We start from the raw sequence: 19,477 nt of genomic DNA, 5'->3' as shown, positions 1-19,477 counted from the left end.
TCATATTCATTATTGTAACACGAATAGACAAAATTTTTCGTATAAGCGTTTTATTCGAGAAACAAAAACGAGAATGATACAATGTAAGAAAATTCAATCTAGGAGGCTATTGGATGAATTACAAACTTTTTTCACCTTATACAATTAAAGACGTTACATTAAAAAACCGGATTGTTATGTCACCTATGTGCATGTATTCATCGAAAAACGAGGATGGCCAAGTAACGAATTTCCATCTCATTCATTATGGAACAAGAGCTGCTGGTCAAGTTGGTTTAGTTATGATTGAAGCAACAGCCGTGTTACCTGAAGGTCGAATTTCAAATAAAGACTTAGGCATTTGGGATGACAGTCTAATTGAAGGCTTACATAAAGCGACAACTTTTATACACGATAATGGTGCAAAAGCTGCCATTCAACTCGCTCATGCTGGAAGAAAAGCAGAATTAGAAACAAATGCGTTAGCTCCTTCAGCCATTCCATTTAATGAAACAATGAAAATGCCAATAGAAATGAGCAAACACCAAATTAAAGATACTGTATTAGCTTTTCAGCAAGCTGCAGTACGATCCAAACAAGCTGGATTTGACGTTATTGAAATACACGGTGCTCACGGTTATCTTATTAATGAATTTCTTTCTCCACTTACCAATAAGCGGACTGATGAATATGGTGGTTCACCTGAAAATCGATATCGTTTCTTACGCGAAATCATTGAATCGATAAATGAAGTTTGGAACGGACCGCTATTTGTTCGTATTTCAGCAAATGATTATCATCCTGACGGGTTAACAGTTCAAGATTATGTACAATATACAAAATGGATGAAAGAACAAGGAGTAGATTTAATCGATTGTAGCTCTGGGGCTGTTGTACCTGCGCGCATCGATGTTTACCCTGGGTATCAAGTACAATATGCTAAACATATTAAAGAGCATGCTAACATTGCAACTGGTGCAGTTGGATTGATTACGACCGGGGCACAAGCAGAGCAAATTTTAAATAATAACGAAGCAGATTTAATTTTTATCGGACGTGAGTTACTTCGCAATCCTTACTTCCCAAGAATAGCCGCCAATGAACTTGGCTTTGAATTAGAAGAACCGTATCAATACGAGCGAGCGCCTGGGAAAATCAGTACAAATAAATAAAACCGAGAAGCTTTTCTTCTCGGTTTTATTTATTCTATCGTTGTAATTTCATTCGAATTATAAATGTGGATACCTGATTCTTCTCGCAATGCAGTTATATACATCCCTTTTGCCACATCTTTAGCGGAAATTGGTTTATACTTTTTGAAGGCTCCTTTAAATATAAAAGGAATCATACGAGATAATTTTTCCGCCATTCTTTCACCAAAGCGAAATTCTTGTCGATTTCCTACTAATAAAGATGGCCTAAAAATGTGAATACCACCAATTACTAACTTTTGCAATTCCTCTTCCATTCTTCCTTTCACTTGTGAATAAAAGAAAAACGATTTAGGATTCGCTCCCATTGAGGACACAACAAGGAAATTTTGCACCCCTTGTTTTTCAGCTAAACAAGCCGCTCGTAACGTATATTCATAATCTACCTTTTTGAAATTAGCTTTCGTTTTTGCTTTTTTGATTGTTGTTCCTAGACAACTAAATACGTCATCTACAGCAAAGAACTCTTTATATTCCTCTAATGCCAAATAATCTACTTGCTTTTGCTGTAACTTTTCATGTTGCCATTGCATTGGTTCTCTTACAAAAATAGTAACCGAATCGTAGTAATCTGATTCAAGTAATAGACGCGTTATCTCTTGCCCAACTAAACCACTTGCACCAAGTACTAACGCTGTTCGCTTATTCATATATGCATATACCTCTTATTTTACTTTTCTCTCCTTTAGTAACATACAACTTTTAGGAGTTTCCTTCTCTCATTTTACCACAAGTAAAGCACTATGCGTACGCATAGTGCTTTACTCACTCTTTTTTCTCATCTTTCTCTCGTAATTTTGTTACGGTTGATGCATCTCCTAAATTACTTATTAATCTTCTTAAAAAAATTAAGACTACGGCTAATGGTAATACTACCGCTAATATCAATAAAATAGCTTCCATTAAGTAACCCAAACACTCAGCCCCCTCTACACCCTCCTTTCATATATATGAACACAGCGTTGTCACATATGCATGTATTCGCAAAAATAACACACCTATATTTGACAACTTTATAACAAAATCAAATCGGAATGATTATTATTTATTGCAACTTTATAAAAGATGTATTATACTAAGTTCGCAAACTAAAACGTAATTATTCCGTTTTGTGTTAAAATGATATTTTTCTTCTATAATTGGGGAAAATATATCCGTAAAAAAAGAAAAGAGGAGAACTTCATGCCTAAAAGATTGACTATATTTTCATTCTTACTTATTTTCACTTTAATTTTTACTGGCTGCTCAAATACAAAAGAAGGTAATGCCAAGAAAGATGGAAAGCTAACTGTTTATACAACTATTTTTCCTCTTGCAGATTTCGCAAAAAAAATTGGTGGCGACTATGTAACTGTTGAAGCAATTTATCCGCCTGGTGCCGATTCTCATACATTTGAGCCAAGTCAGAAACAAACAGTACAAGTTGCAAAAGCCGATTTATTCGTTTATAACGGTGCTGAATTAGAACCATTTGCTGAAAAAATGGAAAAAACATTACAAAAAGAAAACGTTAAAATTGTAAATGCATCAAAAGGTATTGAACTGCGTACTTCTACTGAAGAAGAGCATCATGATCACGGAGACGGCCATAAAGAGGATGAACATCATCACGATAAAGACCCACACATTTGGTTAGACCCTACTCTAGCAATGAAACAAGCAGAAAAAATTAAAAATGCACTTGTAGCATTACAACCTGACCATAAACAAGAGTTCGAAAAAAACTTTGCAGCACTTCAAACAAAATTTACTGATTTAGATGATCAATTTAAAGCAGCAGTTGCGAATGCAAAAACGAAAGATATTTTAGTTTCTCATGCGGCTTATGGATACTGGGAACAACGCTATGGCCTGAAACAAATTGCTATCGCCGGTATTTCAGCTTCTGATGAACCATCTCAAAAACAACTTGCTGACATTACAAAAACAGTAAAAGAACATAATCTAAAATATATTTTATTTGAAACATTTTCTACTCCAAAAGTAGCATCCGTTATTCAAAAAGAAACAGGTACAAAGATTTTACGCTTAAATCACTTAGCTACTATTTCTGAAGACGATGCGAAAAATAATAAAGATTACTTCACTTTAATGGAAGAAAACGTAAATACATTGAAAGAAGCTACTAACTAATCAACTTTTGATAAGAAGAGGCTGTCTCAAAAGGTCTTTAAACAAGACCTTTTGGAGACAGTTTTTTATTTTAACTTTAATATGGATGAGAAAATCTTTAAGAATCAAGAGTAGTTCATTTTAGAGATGTAGTTTCAATTGAAACTACATCTTTTCATGCTCATAAAAACTCTATATCCACTTCACATTTACATTAGATTCATCCATAATTATTTCATATAATTTAGCTGTCTTTTCTTAATATTAAGTATTTATATTTCCCCTTCCTTACCTCATAATTTTAATCGGGAAAGGGAGGAAAAAAATGGTTCAAATAAAAGTAACGCCCGAAGAATTGGAACGAGTTGCAAAACGGGCAAACGATACAAAGCATGCATTAGAATCTATACATAATAACTTATGCAATCAAATTGATTACATGTGTTTTCAATGGACAGGCGCATCAAATCAAAATTTCGTTCAAATGTTTAACAATGCAAGACCATCCGCATTCACAGCTATTAATGCGCTTGTGCATGTTGAAGAAGAATTAAAGAGAATTGCTGAGAAATTCCGCGTTGCAGATAGTGAAGATGTAACATCCCAAAAAACGACTAAGTCTAGTAAAGCACCTGAAAAATCTTTCTTAGGAAAAGTATGGGATGGTATAGTAGACGGTGCGGGAGATGCTGTTGGAGATACAATCGACGGTATAAAAGCATTAGGTGACTGGGAAACTTGGAAAGGCATGGGCTACACTGTCACCCATTTAGATGAAGCTTTACCTGCTATGTGGAATGCGTTATCAGATTCCTTTAACAAAGATGTGATAAATGGAGATGCAGAGACCCGTGCAAGATGGGGATCTTACGCTTTAACACAAATTGGATTAGGTCTTCTTGGAGATAAAGGGGTCAGTAAGGCTGCAAAGCTAGCACAAGGGGCTAAATTCTCTCAAGGTATCTCGAAAGCTGGACAATTATTTAATAAAGGCGATAATTTGGCTTTCGCAGGCGGTAATGGTGGTAGATCTGTATTTGATAGTGCTAGTTTTAGACAAGCCGAAGAAAAACTTTCAACCTACCAGTTTGCTAAAGGTGATAGGTCCCAACCTGTCACAAGTGTAGGTGAAGCACAAGTAAAACGTTATTTAGAGAATACTGGCGGAACAGTGGCAGAAATCAAACCGAGATATACACGTGAACAAATCGAACATCTAGCTGAAAGTAACTTTGAAAATCAAATAGATTCTGTTTTGCGGGATGTAGATATATCACGTGAAAAGTTTAATGAGCTAAAAACAAAAATGTATCATGAACTTAGTCCAGAAGAAGTAGTAGCCATGAAACAGATTAGAGACAGTGTTCCCGCACCAACTTCTACTACAATGATGCAGAAAGCAATTCCGTTAGAAGATATAAAAAAATACTTAATGGATGAGCGATTCAATGAAGTCGGGGGATGCGTTGCAAAATTTGAAGATGTAGCAGACATTCAATCATCACATGACTTATTTCACTCATTACGTTTAGATTATCACAAAACCAAATTTACTACCGAAAGTGATTTTGGTGTTATTAGATTTACATCGGATGATGCGGAAAAACTATATATTCCTTATGGCGATAATTTTAATGACCCAATAAATAAAAAACCTAGCGATTACTTACAATATCCTCAAACAGGAAATGGATTTGTAATGTCTGAAAACGGACGTATTATTCCAGAATATGAATCTCAATTTCCACAGAAATTAAGACCACATGATGGAGCAGAAATATATGAAGTTGTAAACGGAAAGGAACGATTGGTAGGAATATATAGCGAGCTAGATAAAAAATTTATTCCAGCTGTGACTAAGAACTAAGAAAGGAATTATGGAAATGATTAGACGAGATGAGTATGCAGTTTATAAAGGGACAGAATATAGTATATCCAAAATCGGTAATCGGTTTATATTAACTTCTACAAATCAAAAGGACTTACAAAACGGTTTTACACCCTACGAACGAAATCCCAATTTATTTATAAAAGAAGTTGAAAAATCCGAGTTAGAAACAGCGTATGACATTACACCTTTTGCCAAGCATAAAGAAATTATGTTTCGAATTATTGGAGAAAATAAAGACAAGGGAACTGTTTCAATATATACGATTGATCCCAAAGTAGGAAAAGAATTAGGAATGTCTTCACCTGGTCGTGGGGAATTCGTAAAAGATGTAAGACTAGAAGATGTTGAGTTAATTGAAAAAGTAGAACCTATCTGGGGATTTACACTAAATAAAGAGAATTAATTACAATAGATAACAGCAGAACCTTATAAGCACAAAGGTTCTGCCGTTTAATACCGGCAACCGAAAAACAGTAGATTAGGTGACTCAATGATTAGAGATGGAAAATATGGATTATATAATGGACAAGAATACATGTTAGCTGGAAAGAAAGATGATCTAGAAATTATATCGAATGATCCAGCTGAACTATTAAATGGTTTTATTCAAGATGATTGGGATGAAAATATTTTCTTTAAAAAAATAAAAAAAGAAGACTTGGATACCGCTTATGAAATTACAACATACGCAAAATATAAAGGACATAATTTCGGAGTACTAACTGCAAGCGAATTAAAAGTAGTTATTGCTACAAATAATCCACAGGTAGGACACAAACTAAATATGTCTGTACCAGGTCGTGGGGAATTTCATATGGAAGTAAATAGGACAGATGTTGAGTTAATTGAAGAAAAAAAACCTATATGGGGATTTACACTAGATATAGACAATTAATTACACCAAATAAAAGCAGAACCGTATAAGGGTTCTGCTTTTATAATCCTTACCTATTTTGTAACAATAGCAAATCCTAAACCAGCATCTTTATTTTAACTAGCTATCCAAATTGATAAATATAAGGATCAATATGTTCCTAAAAACACAATCCAGAATTTCTCCTGTAGGATATTACATACAGCAGACAATACAAAACCAAGTGCCCCTTCAACGAGTGCAATGTGCAGTGAATAAAAATATTGAGTTCACCAATGGAGATGCTCTTATTAGCATAATGTTTATGTGTTTCTGCTTGACTTGACCAAAATAACAAGTAAAATTATCCATATTAGCTTTTAAGCTATATTAATTTAGAAGGTGAGTTGGAATTATGACTCTTCACATTTGTGAAGTAACAGAAAAAAATTGGCGTTCGGTAGCTGCTTTAAACGTCGCAAAAGACCAGCAGCAATTTATTGAAAGCAATGCGTTTTCTTTAGCAGAATCATTATATGAGGGAAACGGAACGTCAGTAGGTTTATATGATGGAGAAACACTTGTAGGATATGCAATGTATGGATGGTATTGTGAAAAACGTAAAAGCATATGGTTAGACCGCTTTATGATTGACCAACAATATCAAGGAAAAGGATACGCAAAACGTTTCCTTCGCTTGCTTATTCAATTCTTACAAAATAAATTTGAATGTAAAACAATTTATTTAAGTTTACACCCAGACAACAAACTTGCAATGGGATTATATGAGTCATTTGGCTTCCGTTTAAATGGCGATATTGATGATGAAGGTCCTGTTGTAGGTGTTGTAATGGAGTTACTTTTAGATGAACATACAAACCTGTGAAAACAGGTTTTTTTAGTCCTTCGTTTTTGGCAATCTAGTATTTTTCTACAAAACACTTAGTTAAGTCCAAAAAATAAGCCTGCAATAAACGCAGACTTATTTCACACACTCCTCGAAATGTGCTTGGAACCATTCTTTATTAATATCTTTTCCGATAAAAACAACTTCACTTACTCGATCTTCGCCCTCTTGCCACTCTCTATCATACGAAGCAGCAAATAACGTATGTACGCCTTGGAAAACGATACGTTTATCCACTCCATCAATCGATAAAATTCCTTTGTAGCGATATAAATATTCTCCTAGTTCTTGAACGACAGCTGACATCCACTCATTTAGTTTTTGTAAATCTAACGGACGCTCTTCGCGTAGTACAAACGATTTTACACCTTCTAAATGATTATGCTCTGTATGAGGATAAATTTGTAACGTATCTTTCGTTTTAAACGTTTGAATTTGTAGTAACGATGGAATATCCACATCACAATTAGTCGACTGAATTAACTTTGCAGTCGGGTTTATTCCTTACAATTCATGTAGGAGATTTTCTTTTTCACTCTCTTCAATTAAATCTAACTTATTCACTAATACAACATCAGCAAATGCAATTTGTTCTTTTGCTTCTAGCCCTTTTTCAAAATGTTTATGTATATGATAACTATCTACTACTGTTACAACACCATTAATTTGGTATGCAGATTGAATAACAGGATCTAAAAAGAATGTTTGAATAATAGGACCTGGATTTGCAAGACCCGTTGTTTCAATTACTAATCCATCAAAGTCCATTTTCCCTTCTGCTTTTACGTCCAGTAATTGTTTTAACGCAACGAGTAAATCCTCACGTACAGTACAGCATAAACAGCCGTTTGTCATTTCCATAATTTCTTCTTCAACATTCATAATCAACTGATTATCAATACCAATTTGCCCGATTTCATTTACGATCACCGCCAATTTCTGACCGTGATTCTCTGATAAAATACGATTTAATAATGTCGTTTTCCCTGAACCAAGAAAACCAGTTAATATTGTTACTGGAATCATTTTGTACCTCTCCTTCTAGCTATATGTTTTTACATTATATCATATAGAAATAATCGTTTTTGTAGCAAAACATATTTATTGTTTGTACGCCCCTCTAACTATATAATAATATGTAGTAAGAAAGCCTTTTCAAAAAATAATCATTCATCAAGGGGGTACTATAATGGAACGAGTTCAAATGACCGAAGCACTCGAATTTTCTCGTATGATTCAAGGTTTTTGGCGTTTAGCAGAATGGAATATGACGAAACAAGAATTACTTTCTTTCATTGAAGATTGTATGGATATGGGAATTACTACTTTTGATCATGCTGATATTTATGGCGGTTATACGTGTGAAGGACTGTTCGGAGAGGCATTACAACTAAAGCCTTCCTTACGTGAAAACATGCAAATCATCACAAAATGTGGAATCGCTCCCCCATCACCGAAATTTCCAGAGCGTTATGTTGCTCACTACAACACTAGTGCAAAACATATTATTCAAAGTGCAGAAGCTTCACTTAAAAATTTACATACAGATTATATTGACGTATTACTTATCCATCGTCCTGATCCTTTCATGGATCCAAATGAAGTGGCAGAAGCGTTCTCACGCTTAAGACAAGAAGGAAAAGTTCGGCATTTCGGTGTATCTAACTTTTTACCTTCCCAATTCAATATGTTAAGTTCATACTTAGATTTCTCGCTTATTACGAACCAAATTGAAGTATCAGCTCTGCAGCTTGAGCATTTTGAAAAGGGAACAATTGATTTATGTCAGGAAAAACGAATCAATCCAATGATTTGGTCACCTCTTGCTGGCGGAGAAATCTTTACTGGTCAATCAGAACGTGCTGTACGTGTACGTGAAACTGTGCAAAAAGTTGCTACTGAGCTAGGTGTTTCTAGTATCGATACGGTTATGTATGCTTGGTTACTTGCACATCCAGCTAAAATGTTGCCAATCATCGGATCTGGTAAATTAGATCGTGTTAAAACAGCCGCTCTTGCTACAAAAGTTAACTTAGACCGTCAACAATGGTTTACAATTTTCGAAAGCTCTAACGGACATCCTGTACCATAATACACAAAAAGAAGAGCCGTTTCTCTACAGCTCTTCTTTTTCATATGTATTTCTAGTCATCGCAAATACACACATATCCCTTAATCCATTTCCATCTACTGCAACACTCGCACTTTCTAAAACACCCTCTAATTTAAAACCTAATTTCTCAGGGATCGCTCTACTTTTCTTATTTAAAGAATCACAACGAATTTCTACGCGGTTTGCTTTCAGTTCAGAAAAAGCATAATCTGTTATGCCTTTCGCAGCCTCGACCATATAGCCCTTTCCACTAAACCTTGAATCAATCCAATATCCGATTTCAAATTGTGGTATATTCCAATTAACGCGATGTAATCCAGCCGATGCAATAAATTCACCTGTTTCTTTCGAAAAAACTAGTAATCTTAAGTCCTCACGCTGTAAAAATTGAATATGTGATTTTCTAATGCTCACTTCTACTTCTTCCTCTGTTTGCTCTTTTTGCGCAAAAACCATCCATGGTTTTAATTCTTTCATAGAAGCTTGAATGGCATCGTATACAACTTTACCATCACCTGGTTTCGGCATTCGAATCAATAACCTTTCAGTATAAAATTCAGAAGGAAAATCGAATAATAATGGATTCACTGTAAACACTCCCTATAATTCTTTTATATATAATAATATCCATCTCAAACTATACAGTAAAGAAATTTCTGAATTTTATACATTTAATTCATTTACATCTACCGCAACACGAACGCCAGATTCAATTGCCCCTTGTATCCATCCGTGATATAACGTTGTATGGTCTCCAGCAAAGAATATTCTTCCCTCTGGTTTGACAATCGCTGGTTGCAACTCTGATTCTTGACCTGCCTGAAATAGAGCAAACCCTCCAAGTGCATATGGATCCAACGTCCAACTTTTTGATATACCAGATAAGAATTCATCATATACTTGACCACCTAATATCGTTGCTAAGTTTTGTAATGTGTAATAAATACGGTCACCCTTTGATAAGCCATCCCATAACAACGCATCATAAGACCATGTATAGCTTCCTAGCATCATAGCTGGTCCCTTCTCTCCAATTCCATAGCTTGGATAATAGGCGTAACGAATTGGCAAATCTGTTATAATTCTGCCACCTAACTGTCCTTGTTCTTCCCAAAATCGACTTTTAAATTGAATTCCTATTTTTGTCGCTGGCATATAATGCAATTCACGAATTGCTTTCCATTTCTCATGAGATATAGAATCAAATGGATCTACTTCTACAAACCGCATTGTCGAAAACGGAATGGTAACAATAACTAAGTCCCCTGTAATACTACTATATTCAAACGTTTCTTCGTTTCGATAGAAAGCTGTCACACCATTATCATGCTGATGTAGCTTCATTAATTTTTGATTATATATAATATCTTCCTCTAATTGTGGTAAAAAAGATTTTGGCAATCTATCATTACCGCCTATTATTTCACAAAATCCGCTCTCCTCTTGCATAATGTATAAAAAACGTAATGTCTCAACGAATGACCTTTCTAAAAAACCTTCTAAATCCAACAAAACGCCAATCATCTCAATTGTTACTGGTGAAAAGTAAGTATTATATTGATAAGGGTGATACTTTAAAAATTGTCCTGTAGAGTATCTGCCAAAATCATTTACTACAACATCCCAATTTTTCTCTGGGTTCTTTTTAATAAAATTTATAATAGGCTGTACCGCTAACAATAATAGCTCCTCAGACGTTTTCCCAACTTCATTCATTTCCACAGGATACTTTAATATACTTGGCTCTTTTTCATATTGTTTTAATGTCGTTTTTCGGCCGTTTACGTAAATAATATCAGTCTCATTCCTATTAATAAAAGGGCTTACCTGTAGCCCAAATTTTCTTATATATGCCATCGTTAATGTATGCGAATACGGAATTCTCATCGCCCCTACATCCAAATATAAACCGGTATCTTCCATTCTAACTGTCTCTATGCGGCCACCTACCCGGTTGTTTGCCTCAAAAATCTTCACTTCATGTCCCGCAGCTTTTAATAAAGATGCCGAAACTAATCCAGCCATGCCAGCCCCTACTACAATAATTTGCTTTGGACTCGTCGTCTTCTTTAATCCTTTATTTATAATTTTTAACGTTTCATCCATCTCCGTGTTATACATTATATCTTTCTGCACAATTCCACCCCTTACTTCATCAAATGGGCATTAGTCGTTTAGTGCATTTTATTCATAAATTTCCATAAACATAACAACAGAGCAAGTTGAATATTCACTGAAAATACATAAGAGATCGCTCTCACATCTCTTCACGCTTCGTATAATATAGCAACAGCAAATAAGGAGTGGTTAAAAATGAAACCAACTTACGACTACAATGCTACAAAAAAGTATTTAGAAGAAAAGAAACAACAGCTATGCAACAAACTTAGTAATATGCATCTATCTAAAAAAGAGCGTGAACAAATAAAACTTGAGATTGATAACTACGAATATATTTTAAATGTAGTCGAAATGAATCATTATGAACGAGGATTTTCACATTAAAAGTGGATATATAATTTATCCACTTTTTATTTTGAGCATTTCATTACGCATTTTTCGTAAGTAAATATATAATAGGATGTACATTAAGATTGAGAGGTATATTCTATGATCAAATTAAGTGTATTAGACCAATCCCCTATTTCAGATGGTAGTACAGCAACCCAAGCTTTTTCACATACAGTTACGCTTGCGCAAGAAGTTGAAAAACTCGGATATACACGCTTTTGGGTATCAGAGCATCACAATTCTGTAAGCCTTGCTGGTTCAAGTCCAGAAATACTTATTTCTCATATTGCAGCGAAAACGGAGCGTATGAGAGTTGGTTCAGGTGGTGTTATGTTACCTCACTATAGCCCGTATAAAGTTGCTGAGAATTTCCGTGTTTTAGAAGCGCTTTATCCAAATCGTATTGACCTTGGTGTCGGCAGAGCACCTGGTGGTATGCCCATTGCAACTCGCGCACTTCAAGAAGGAAAAATGGTCTCACTTGATCAATATCCAGAGCAAATTGCAGATGTTGCAATGTACTTACATGATCAAGTACCAGAAAACCATCATTATGCAAATTTAAAGGCTACTCCTGTAATTCCCACATCTCCTGACATGTGGTTGCTTGGCTCTAGCGGAGAGAGTGCAAAGATTGCCGCACAACAAGGTGCTTCTTTTGCATTCGCACAGTTCATTAACGGATACGGCGGCCCTGAAGTAATGGAAGCTTATCAAGAACAATTCCAGCCTTCCTATTTAGGAGATAAACCAAAATCAATCGTCGCTATTTTTGTTATTTGCGGAGAAACAAATGAAGAGGCGGAAAAAATTGCTTCTAGTTTAGATTTATCAATCTTATTACTAGAACAAGGAAAACGTACAACTGGCACTCCTTCTATCGAAACTGCTCAAAATTATTCATATAGCACGTATGATTTATTCCGTATAAAAGAAAATCGTCAACGTATGATAGTAGGCGATCCGTCTTCTGTAAAAGAAAAAATCATAAACTTAAGCAAAGCGTACAATACTGAAGAATTTATGATTGTCACTATTACTCATCGATTTGAAGATAAATTGAATTCTTATCGCTTATTGGCAAATGCTTTTAATTTATAATTTTAAAAAGGAGATACATCACATATGATGCATCTCCTTTTCTTACTACTTATTGTTTTCATTCCCTATATATTCAATAGCTTCTTTCAATACCTCTTCAAAGTGAATAGGATAATCATGATTTAAGTTAGGTATAATTTTATACTTATGTTCTATATTCTTATCTCTTAATAATTGTACAAATTGCTGTGTGCATTCGAAACAATCTTCATCTTGATCACCGCAGACTATATATCCCTTTATATGTTTATCCTGTATTACTCCCAGCAACTCATTCCATTCTTCAACCTCTGGAAGCCACGGTGCCATAAAAATAAACCCATCCACAGCTATATCTTTTTGTAAAATTGTATATAGAGCTACTCTTGCTCCAGCAGAAAAACCGCCAATTATTACATGTTCTACTGTACGGTTCTCTATAAGCTTATCGTAATGCTCTTTTAATTCTTCTTTCCCTCTATGTAAATCATCCCATACAAACCCATCTGAAAACTGGATTTTCGAAGACTGTGGTAAAGCTAACGTATAATTTTGTACCAAAACAGATTTCCAATATGGTTCTATTATTCCTATATTTTCTTGATCACCGTGCATTGCAATAAATAGTTTTTCTTTTTTCTTACTTTCTATATATTTCACATCTGCTCGTTCTGTTTTCTTTGCTAACTCTTCTCTTTCTTTACATAATTGAACCATTTGATGAAACCCTTCAAATTTATGTAGTGGTTTTAAATCATCGTCCGAAATTAAATACTCATATCCATACCAAAAACCTTTTTCTATAATAGCTTCCTTCATTAAATGCAACGCTTCTTCTTCAAGTCCTGCTGCACTCGCTAATGCATATTTAAAATTATATATTTGAGCCTCATTCCCTACTATACCTTTAGCATGCTCCATTATATAAGTGTACGCTTCTAAACTTCCTTTACTTGCATAGCAATGTAACGTTTCATTTAATAATTGAATGTAAGTCATACCATTTTTCATACATCTACTCCCCCGTAACCTGTTATAATATTTATGTCTCAAACCTTTATATCATTCTGTAATCGTTATATAACTCAAGCTAACAATAACTTTATTCTTAAAATGATACTCAATTATTACTCCTCTTTGCCCAAAAAATTTAGTATAAAGTTGAATAGACTGAAAAACAAATATTTTTACAACCAAAAAAAGACAACAATATATTTATTGTTGTTCTCAATACATCTACCCACTCTTTTGTTTTTTTCTATCTGGTTTACTTGAAACTAAATAATGTTTTTCTGAAATATATAAGTCTCTTTTTAATATACGATCTAAGTAAGGTCCTAGTTTCATTCCGCATATGAGGCGATCTTCACTACCTTCTACAATTGGAAACATTTCTTTTTCTGTTACATACTGATCTACTGCCTTTTGTACAATATCAATTTCTTTCACTAGGTTTAAGTTTTCTTCTGTATGTTCAAATACCTCAAGCGTTTCCTTCGTAATAAGAAAATGGTTTGTTGGAAATGCAGGTAAATACGGCTTTAACAAATCATAATTCACTGTATAATCATCATTTACTAATACTGTATAAACGATATTAGCATTCTTTTCTAGAAACTTGGCCATCGCTTGTTCCAATTCATCTTTCGTAATTTCACGCTCTTCTTTTCCAGTTTTGAAAAAGCGAAACATCGCATCGCCTCCTTTTTACTATATTATAGCATAAAAGAAAACTGAAAAATCACAAAAAAGTCATTGAAAGAATTTTTCAATGACTTTTTTCTTTATATTCTTATATTTATCCCGCTTTAATGGGCAATAAGCCCCCCACTGATTAAAGTTTCACTTTATTTTAAGAACGCACTTAGCATCCATACATGTTGTTCTAATGTTGTATGAATTGCTAACAACATGTCCGCTGATGTTTCATCTCCAGCTTCACCAGCAACTTCCATGCCTTCTTTTAGTTCTTGAATAAGTGCTGAGTAATCATTTACTAATGTTTGCACCATTTCTTCTGCAGATTCCTTGCTTGTCCCTTCATTCACACTAGATGTTGCAAGATATTCTTTCATTGTCGCTAACGGCTTACCTTCCAATGCTAAAATACGTTCTGCTAATTCATCAATATACGTTCCAGCTTCATTGTAAAACTCTTCAAATTTCTCATGTAATGTAAAGAAGTGTGGTCCTGTCACATACCAGTGATAATTATGTAGTTTCACATATAACACATTCCAGTTTGCTACCTGCTTGTTTAATACTTCAACAACATTTGTTTTCGTACTCATACAATCCACTCCTCTTATCATTTTGTAATGATTATCTTTTCATAACCTAGTTACATGTTACCATACATTTCCTATCCTTTCGAACGATTAGCTTATATGTAACAAAGTTTTAACACCTTTAATATTTCCCTAATATGTATTAATTCATGTATGTTTTCAAACACTTCATACGTCTAATTGTCCAAGCTCATACATATGCATAATAGTAAATCAAGCTCATCGTAGTAGAAAGAGGGATAACATGGACAATCAACAATGGCAAGTAGCAAAGAAAGTCGCTGCTACTTATATTGGAACAGTCGTTGGAGCTGGATTTGCTACTGGACGAGAAATTGTTGAATTTTTTACAGTGAATGGCTTTTATGGAACAATTGGCATATGTATAAGTGGATTTTTTTTTATTTGGCTCGGTACAAAAATGATGTTACTCTCCTCACAAATCGGTGCATTTTCAGCGCAAGAATTTAACAAATATTTATTTGGGGATGTATTTGGAAATGTCGTAAACACATTATTATTGCTCGTATTATTTGGTGTAACGAGCGTTATGTTATCAGGAGCTGGGGCGGTATTCGAAGAGCAACTTCGTTTACCAAGACAACTCGGTATTTTCATTACAGTAATCGCCTGTCTCATTATAGGTAGTCGCGGATTACAAGGGGTTTTTGAAGTTAATACACTTGTCGTACCTATTATGATGATTTTCATTATCGGACTTGCTATTACAACGTTTTTTCACGGTACAACTCCTATTAGTAACACTATTCCTGCAGAAAGCTGGAATATGAAGTGGATAACTAGTCCTATTACATATGTCGCCTTAAATCTTTCTCTCGCCCAAAGCGTCCTCGTCCCGTTAGCCAGCGAAGTAAAAGATCGAAAGGCCATTTTATGGGGCGGTATTTTAGGTGGGGCAGGACTTTCTTTAATATTATTATGTAGCCATTTAGCTATCTTATCAGTCGACCAATTTTATCAATATAACATTCCAATGGCTGAAGTCATAAGAAAATTCAATGCCACTTTTCACTTTTTCTTTGTTCTTATCATTTTCGGTGAAGTATTCACAACTTTAGTTGGCAATGTGTTCGGAATGACAAAACAAATGCAATCCATCACTGGCTGGAAAAATAACAATATTATTTTCTTCATTTTACTAATAAGTTATTGCTTTAGTTACGTTGGTTACAGTGAATTACTCCATATTCTATATCCAGTAATCGGGTGGGTTAGCATCATTTTACTTCCGATTATTGCTTTTAAACAACTTCAAAAAACATAAAAAGCATCCATGTTATTGGATGCTTTTTATATATATTTACTCACAATCATCACATACTTCCCAGTACGGCCCCATTTCGAGTGCCAAATATGGCTTTAATTGCAACCGAATCATTCGACTAGGCATACGTTCTAAAACGAATTGAATCCCTTCTTCTTCTTCATCTAATTCAACTTTTGAAATCGCAATTCTTTGCATCGTCGAAATAGGCATTCCATCTTTATATAAAGTGATTTTCACCTCATCATATTCATTAAAATACAATTCAACACTCATTTGATTTTTCAACATTTCATTAACAATTTCATATTTATCATTTCGTTCCTGGATTATATATTTCCAAGCGCCTTTACCTTCTTCTTTCGGAGCTGCTTGAAATAATGTCATCAAATCCTCGTATAGCATAAGATAACCCCTCTCTTACTAAAAAACGATGAGTATTTTATATACTCTTTATCTCTATCACTATCCATATGTATTGTACCATATATCAACGTTCTAACCGTATTCATTTGCTTCATAAGTATATAAAATACTTTATTCAGTCTTCATTATTATGTGGCTTACTTTATTACTTAATCCTCCTTAAATTTTAAACCTATTCCCAATCATTATTTGCTCACATCAAAAAAGGAGAGTGATTTACATCACTCTCCTTAAAAGAATTTCCCAGTAGCTGCTAACGCTAATACTAGTATTAGAATTGTAAATAATAATGATACTATAAAACTAAAAATAGGTAATGCTTTCTTTTCATTCTTCTTAAAGAGTAACTTTAAACTAAGAAAGATGTTTACTGGTACAAATATAAAATAAAAATATTTAACAATTTGCACTGAACTATTTGAAAGTGTTTTAAAAATAAACACTTCAATGAGAAAAACAATAAAAAATGAAATACTTAACCAAAATGAGACATAACTAAGCCAAGAATGTCTTTTTGTCCCCCAATACACTCCCATATGAATCTCCTTTTATTTGTATTCTATATGATTATAATTATACACAAAGTTAACAAATACCTTTATTTTTCGACAAATATTATACAAAATATATATTTAAACCTCATAAAAGTATTGTGTATTTCTATTTAATTTTACAAAAAAAACAGACTACTCCAATAGCATACTGCTATCTTGGAGTAGTCTGTTCTCTATTAAACTTTAAATCTTTCAATTAATACTTGTAACTCTTCAGCCATTTGAGAAAGCGTACCAGCTGCAGAACCAATTTCCTCCATCGAAGCTAATTGTTCTTCCGCTGATGCTGCAACGTTTTGAGTACTCGTCGCATTATTCTGCGCTGTCATTGCAATTTGTCCTACCGAAATAGACACTTCATTTGCACCTTTTGACATCCCGTTAGCCGTTTCAACCATCGTTTTAATTTGATCGGCAATTTCGTTTGTAGATTGTAAAATCTCAGTAAAGTTTTGCTTCGTTTCATTCGCAATTACAAGTCCAGATTGAACTTCTTCATTTACATGCCCCATTGATTTTACCGTCTTACTCATGTCATCTTGTATTTCACTTATTAATTTACTAATTTCACTAGAAGATACGCTAGACTTCTCCGCCAATTTACGTACTTCATCTGCAACGATTGCAAATCCTCTTCCGTGCTCTCCTGCTCTTGCAGCTTCAATTGCCGCATTCAAAGCTAGAAGATTTGTTTGATCTGCAATATTTTGAATGACTTCCAGTATGTCACCAATTTGTTTTGATTTATTATTTAATAACTGTATAACTTCATCTGACTGTGAAACAGATTCTGCAATAGACTGCATTTGATTTACTGTTTTTCCTACTAGTTTTCCACCATCTTCTGCTTTTTCACGAGTATGCGCAGAAGCCGTACTAATTGATGATGAACTATTTGCTACATGTTGAATTCCTTCTGTTACATTAAATAGTAACATTGCACCATTTTCTACACTTGTTGTTTGTGTTGTTGCCCCGCTCGATATTTCATCCATTGCCATTGTAATTTGCTCAGTCGCTTCACTCGCTTGTCTTACACTTGCCGTTAGCTCTTCTGATGCTGCTGCAACATGTCCAGCCGAAGTATTAATTCTTCCGATTAATGTTCGCAATGCATCAGTCATCTCATTAAATCCTTTTGCAAGTTGACCAATTTCATCATTAGAATGAATTTCGATGGTTTGCGTTAGATCTCCCTCACTTATTTCTTTAGAAGTGACAACTAATCTTTTTAATGGCTTCGTTATAGAAAGTGTCACAAAATAAATAAGTGCCCCGCCTATAACTAATGAAATGAACATAACAATTAACATATTATAAAATACAGGCTGCGCAGCTTCAATTACTTCATTTGAGTACATCGTCCCACTGATTTTCCAACCTGTTTTTACATTTGTAGCAAATACCATTTGTTTTTCGCTACCGTCATACATATATGAAAAAGCACCATGATTATCTTCATAAATTTTCTTCGCCCAAGAATCAGATGCTTTTTCTCCTGACTTCTCTTGAGGATGTGCAATTATTTTTTGTTTCCCATCTAAAATGAAAGCATATCCCTTTTTACCAATATTAATTAACTTCGTTGTTTTTAATAAATTATCTAAACTTAAATCTATCGCTACAACACCGTTTTTATCTTCTGCTTGTTTTGCAATCGTTACGACAATATGTCCATTTCCTTTTGCCTTATACGGCTCAGTAATTACAATACCACCTTGTTTTGCCACTGCATCTTTATACCAAGAACGTTCTGTTGGATCATAGTCCGCTGCCATTTGTATATTTGGTTCTTGCACAAATTTCTTATCATTTCCAGCAACGTATACTTGTTCAACATCTTTATTTAAATTAATATATTGAGATAACATCTTCCTTAATTCATCTTGATTTTCCCCTTGATACATATTCCCTTGAATCACTCGCGCAAAATTATTTATATCATTAAATTTTGCCTCAATCATTTGATTGATTAAATTATCTAATATTTTTATATTGTCGTGAGCACTACTCGTAATTTGTGATTCAAAATTCTTTTTAGCTGTTTGATAAGACATGCCTCCGATAATAGAGACCGCCGCAATTAGAATGACGAAAAATGAAATTAGTAGTTTTTTTGCTACTTTCATATCACGAAACCAATTTAATAGTCTACCCATTACAAACCTCCTGCTTTTCAATTTTATAAGATAAATATTGTGAATTATAAATATTTCCCATTCCCGAATTATTATTTTCATAACCTATTATGATGAATACTTTGTAAA

Annotated in this window: 20 protein-coding genes and 1 pseudogene; 10 read left to right on the top strand and 11 right to left on the bottom strand. The window is 34.1% G+C overall.

Going from position 1 to position 19,477, the window contains the following annotated elements:
- Positions 1-113 precede the first annotated feature (113 nt).
- Entirely contained in the window at positions 114-1,151 is a 1,038-nt protein-coding gene (gene namA, locus PQF83_RS04610) for an NADPH dehydrogenase NamA (RefSeq protein ID WP_001107026.1), read from the top strand.
- A 29-nt stretch (positions 1,152-1,180) separates the two neighbouring features.
- Here namA and PQF83_RS04605 read toward each other — a convergent pair whose 3' ends face one another.
- Complete coding sequence (locus tag PQF83_RS04605) at positions 1,181-1,840, bottom strand: oxidoreductase (protein WP_001042754.1); 660 nt, start codon at positions 1,838-1,840, stop codon at positions 1,181-1,183.
- A gap of 115 nt (positions 1,841-1,955) precedes the next feature.
- The gene (locus tag PQF83_RS04600; protein ID WP_000540927.1) at positions 1,956-2,105 is read right to left on the bottom strand and encodes a hypothetical protein; all 150 of its coding nucleotides are present in this window, start codon (positions 2,103-2,105) and stop codon (positions 1,956-1,958) included.
- A 267-nt stretch (positions 2,106-2,372) separates the two neighbouring features.
- On the opposite strand from PQF83_RS04600, the gene PQF83_RS04595 reads away from it, so the two are divergent.
- From PQF83_RS04595 to PQF83_RS04575, 5 genes are all read left to right on the top strand, one after another.
- Positions 2,373-3,323: a metal ABC transporter substrate-binding protein gene (locus tag PQF83_RS04595; RefSeq protein ID WP_001126173.1), complete on the top strand. Its 951-nt coding sequence runs from the start codon at positions 2,373-2,375 to the stop codon at positions 3,321-3,323.
- Between the two features lie 304 nt (positions 3,324-3,627).
- Positions 3,628-5,169 carry a WXG100 family type VII secretion target gene (locus PQF83_RS04590; RefSeq protein ID WP_000249913.1) on the top strand — a complete coding sequence of 514 codons (1,542 nt, stop codon included), beginning with the start codon at positions 3,628-3,630 and terminating at the stop codon, positions 5,167-5,169.
- Positions 5,170-5,185: 16 nt separating this feature from the next.
- Positions 5,186-5,596 (top strand): hypothetical protein, encoded by a 411-nt coding sequence (locus PQF83_RS04585; RefSeq protein WP_000621152.1) that lies wholly within the window; start codon positions 5,186-5,188, stop codon positions 5,594-5,596.
- Between the two features lie 87 nt (positions 5,597-5,683).
- Positions 5,684-6,088 (top strand): hypothetical protein, encoded by a 405-nt coding sequence (locus PQF83_RS04580; protein WP_000617398.1) that lies wholly within the window; start codon positions 5,684-5,686, stop codon positions 6,086-6,088.
- 373 nt (positions 6,089-6,461) lie between these two features.
- A complete protein-coding gene (locus PQF83_RS04575) occupies positions 6,462-6,932 on the top strand; it encodes a GNAT family N-acetyltransferase (RefSeq protein ID WP_000172420.1) in 471 nt (156 codons plus the stop codon).
- 96 nt (positions 6,933-7,028) lie between these two features.
- On the opposite strand, the pseudogene PQF83_RS04570 reads toward PQF83_RS04575, so the two are convergent.
- Positions 7,029-7,979, bottom strand: a pseudogene (locus PQF83_RS04570) (CobW family GTP-binding protein).
- A gap of 163 nt (positions 7,980-8,142) precedes the next feature.
- On the opposite strand from PQF83_RS04570, the gene PQF83_RS04565 reads away from it, so the two are divergent.
- A complete protein-coding gene (locus PQF83_RS04565; RefSeq protein WP_000442825.1) occupies positions 8,143-9,045 on the top strand; it encodes an aldo/keto reductase in 903 nt (300 codons plus the stop codon).
- A gap of 24 nt (positions 9,046-9,069) precedes the next feature.
- Here the strand turns inward: PQF83_RS04565 and PQF83_RS04560 are convergent, their stop codons facing one another.
- Both PQF83_RS04560 and PQF83_RS04555 read right to left on the bottom strand, forming a co-directional pair.
- Positions 9,070-9,654: a GNAT family N-acetyltransferase gene (locus PQF83_RS04560; RefSeq protein WP_061184784.1), complete on the bottom strand. Its 585-nt coding sequence runs from the start codon at positions 9,652-9,654 to the stop codon at positions 9,070-9,072.
- A gap of 75 nt (positions 9,655-9,729) precedes the next feature.
- Complete coding sequence (locus tag PQF83_RS04555) at positions 9,730-11,202, bottom strand: flavin monoamine oxidase family protein (RefSeq protein WP_001168144.1); 1,473 nt, start codon at positions 11,200-11,202, stop codon at positions 9,730-9,732.
- Between the two features lie 177 nt (positions 11,203-11,379).
- On the opposite strand from PQF83_RS04555, the gene PQF83_RS04550 reads away from it, so the two are divergent.
- Both PQF83_RS04550 and PQF83_RS04545 read left to right on the top strand, forming a co-directional pair.
- A complete protein-coding gene (locus PQF83_RS04550; protein WP_000805515.1) occupies positions 11,380-11,571 on the top strand; it encodes a DUF3896 domain-containing protein in 192 nt (63 codons plus the stop codon).
- 105 nt (positions 11,572-11,676) lie between these two features.
- Positions 11,677-12,678 carry an LLM class flavin-dependent oxidoreductase gene (locus PQF83_RS04545; protein ID WP_000594065.1) on the top strand — a complete coding sequence of 334 codons (1,002 nt, stop codon included), beginning with the start codon at positions 11,677-11,679 and terminating at the stop codon, positions 12,676-12,678.
- A gap of 45 nt (positions 12,679-12,723) precedes the next feature.
- On the opposite strand, the gene PQF83_RS04540 is transcribed toward PQF83_RS04545, so the two are convergent.
- From PQF83_RS04540 to PQF83_RS04530, 3 genes are all read right to left on the bottom strand, one after another.
- Positions 12,724-13,668 carry an alpha/beta hydrolase gene (locus tag PQF83_RS04540; RefSeq protein ID WP_000788436.1) on the bottom strand — a complete coding sequence of 315 codons (945 nt, stop codon included), beginning with the start codon at positions 13,666-13,668 and terminating at the stop codon, positions 12,724-12,726.
- Between the two features lie 225 nt (positions 13,669-13,893).
- The gene (locus PQF83_RS04535; RefSeq protein WP_000488187.1) at positions 13,894-14,349 is read right to left on the bottom strand and encodes a DUF3939 domain-containing protein; all 456 of its coding nucleotides are present in this window, start codon (positions 14,347-14,349) and stop codon (positions 13,894-13,896) included.
- 155 nt (positions 14,350-14,504) lie between these two features.
- The gene (locus tag PQF83_RS04530) at positions 14,505-14,948 is read right to left on the bottom strand and encodes a Dps family protein (RefSeq protein ID WP_000105198.1); all 444 of its coding nucleotides are present in this window, start codon (positions 14,946-14,948) and stop codon (positions 14,505-14,507) included.
- Between the two features lie 241 nt (positions 14,949-15,189).
- Here PQF83_RS04530 and PQF83_RS04525 point away from each other — a divergent pair, with 241 nt between their 5' ends.
- Positions 15,190-16,230, top strand: a complete 1,041-nt coding sequence (locus tag PQF83_RS04525; RefSeq protein WP_001990330.1) for a YkvI family membrane protein — start codon at positions 15,190-15,192, stop codon at positions 16,228-16,230.
- 36 nt (positions 16,231-16,266) lie between these two features.
- Here PQF83_RS04525 and PQF83_RS04520 read toward each other — a convergent pair whose 3' ends face one another.
- The 3 genes from PQF83_RS04520 to PQF83_RS04510 all read right to left on the bottom strand — a co-directional run bounded on the left by PQF83_RS04520 (position 16,267) and on the right by PQF83_RS04510 (position 19,369).
- Complete coding sequence (locus PQF83_RS04520; RefSeq protein WP_000965072.1) at positions 16,267-16,635, bottom strand: DUF3979 family protein; 369 nt, start codon at positions 16,633-16,635, stop codon at positions 16,267-16,269.
- A 251-nt stretch (positions 16,636-16,886) separates the two neighbouring features.
- A complete protein-coding gene (locus tag PQF83_RS04515) occupies positions 16,887-17,192 on the bottom strand; it encodes a hypothetical protein (protein WP_000539566.1) in 306 nt (101 codons plus the stop codon).
- A gap of 194 nt (positions 17,193-17,386) precedes the next feature.
- Positions 17,387-19,369, bottom strand: a complete 1,983-nt coding sequence (locus PQF83_RS04510; RefSeq protein WP_000533111.1) for a HAMP domain-containing methyl-accepting chemotaxis protein — start codon at positions 19,367-19,369, stop codon at positions 17,387-17,389.
- Between the last annotated feature and the right edge of the window lie 108 nt (positions 19,370-19,477).

Origin of the sequence: Bacillus sp. FF-1, assembly GCF_028548245.1 — a bacterium.
GTDB classification, from domain to species: Bacteria; Bacillota; Bacilli; order Bacillales; family Bacillaceae_G; genus Bacillus_A; species Bacillus_A paranthracis.
Note: the sequence above shows the minus strand (reverse complement) of the source record. Positions and strands in the feature narration are given on the sequence as shown.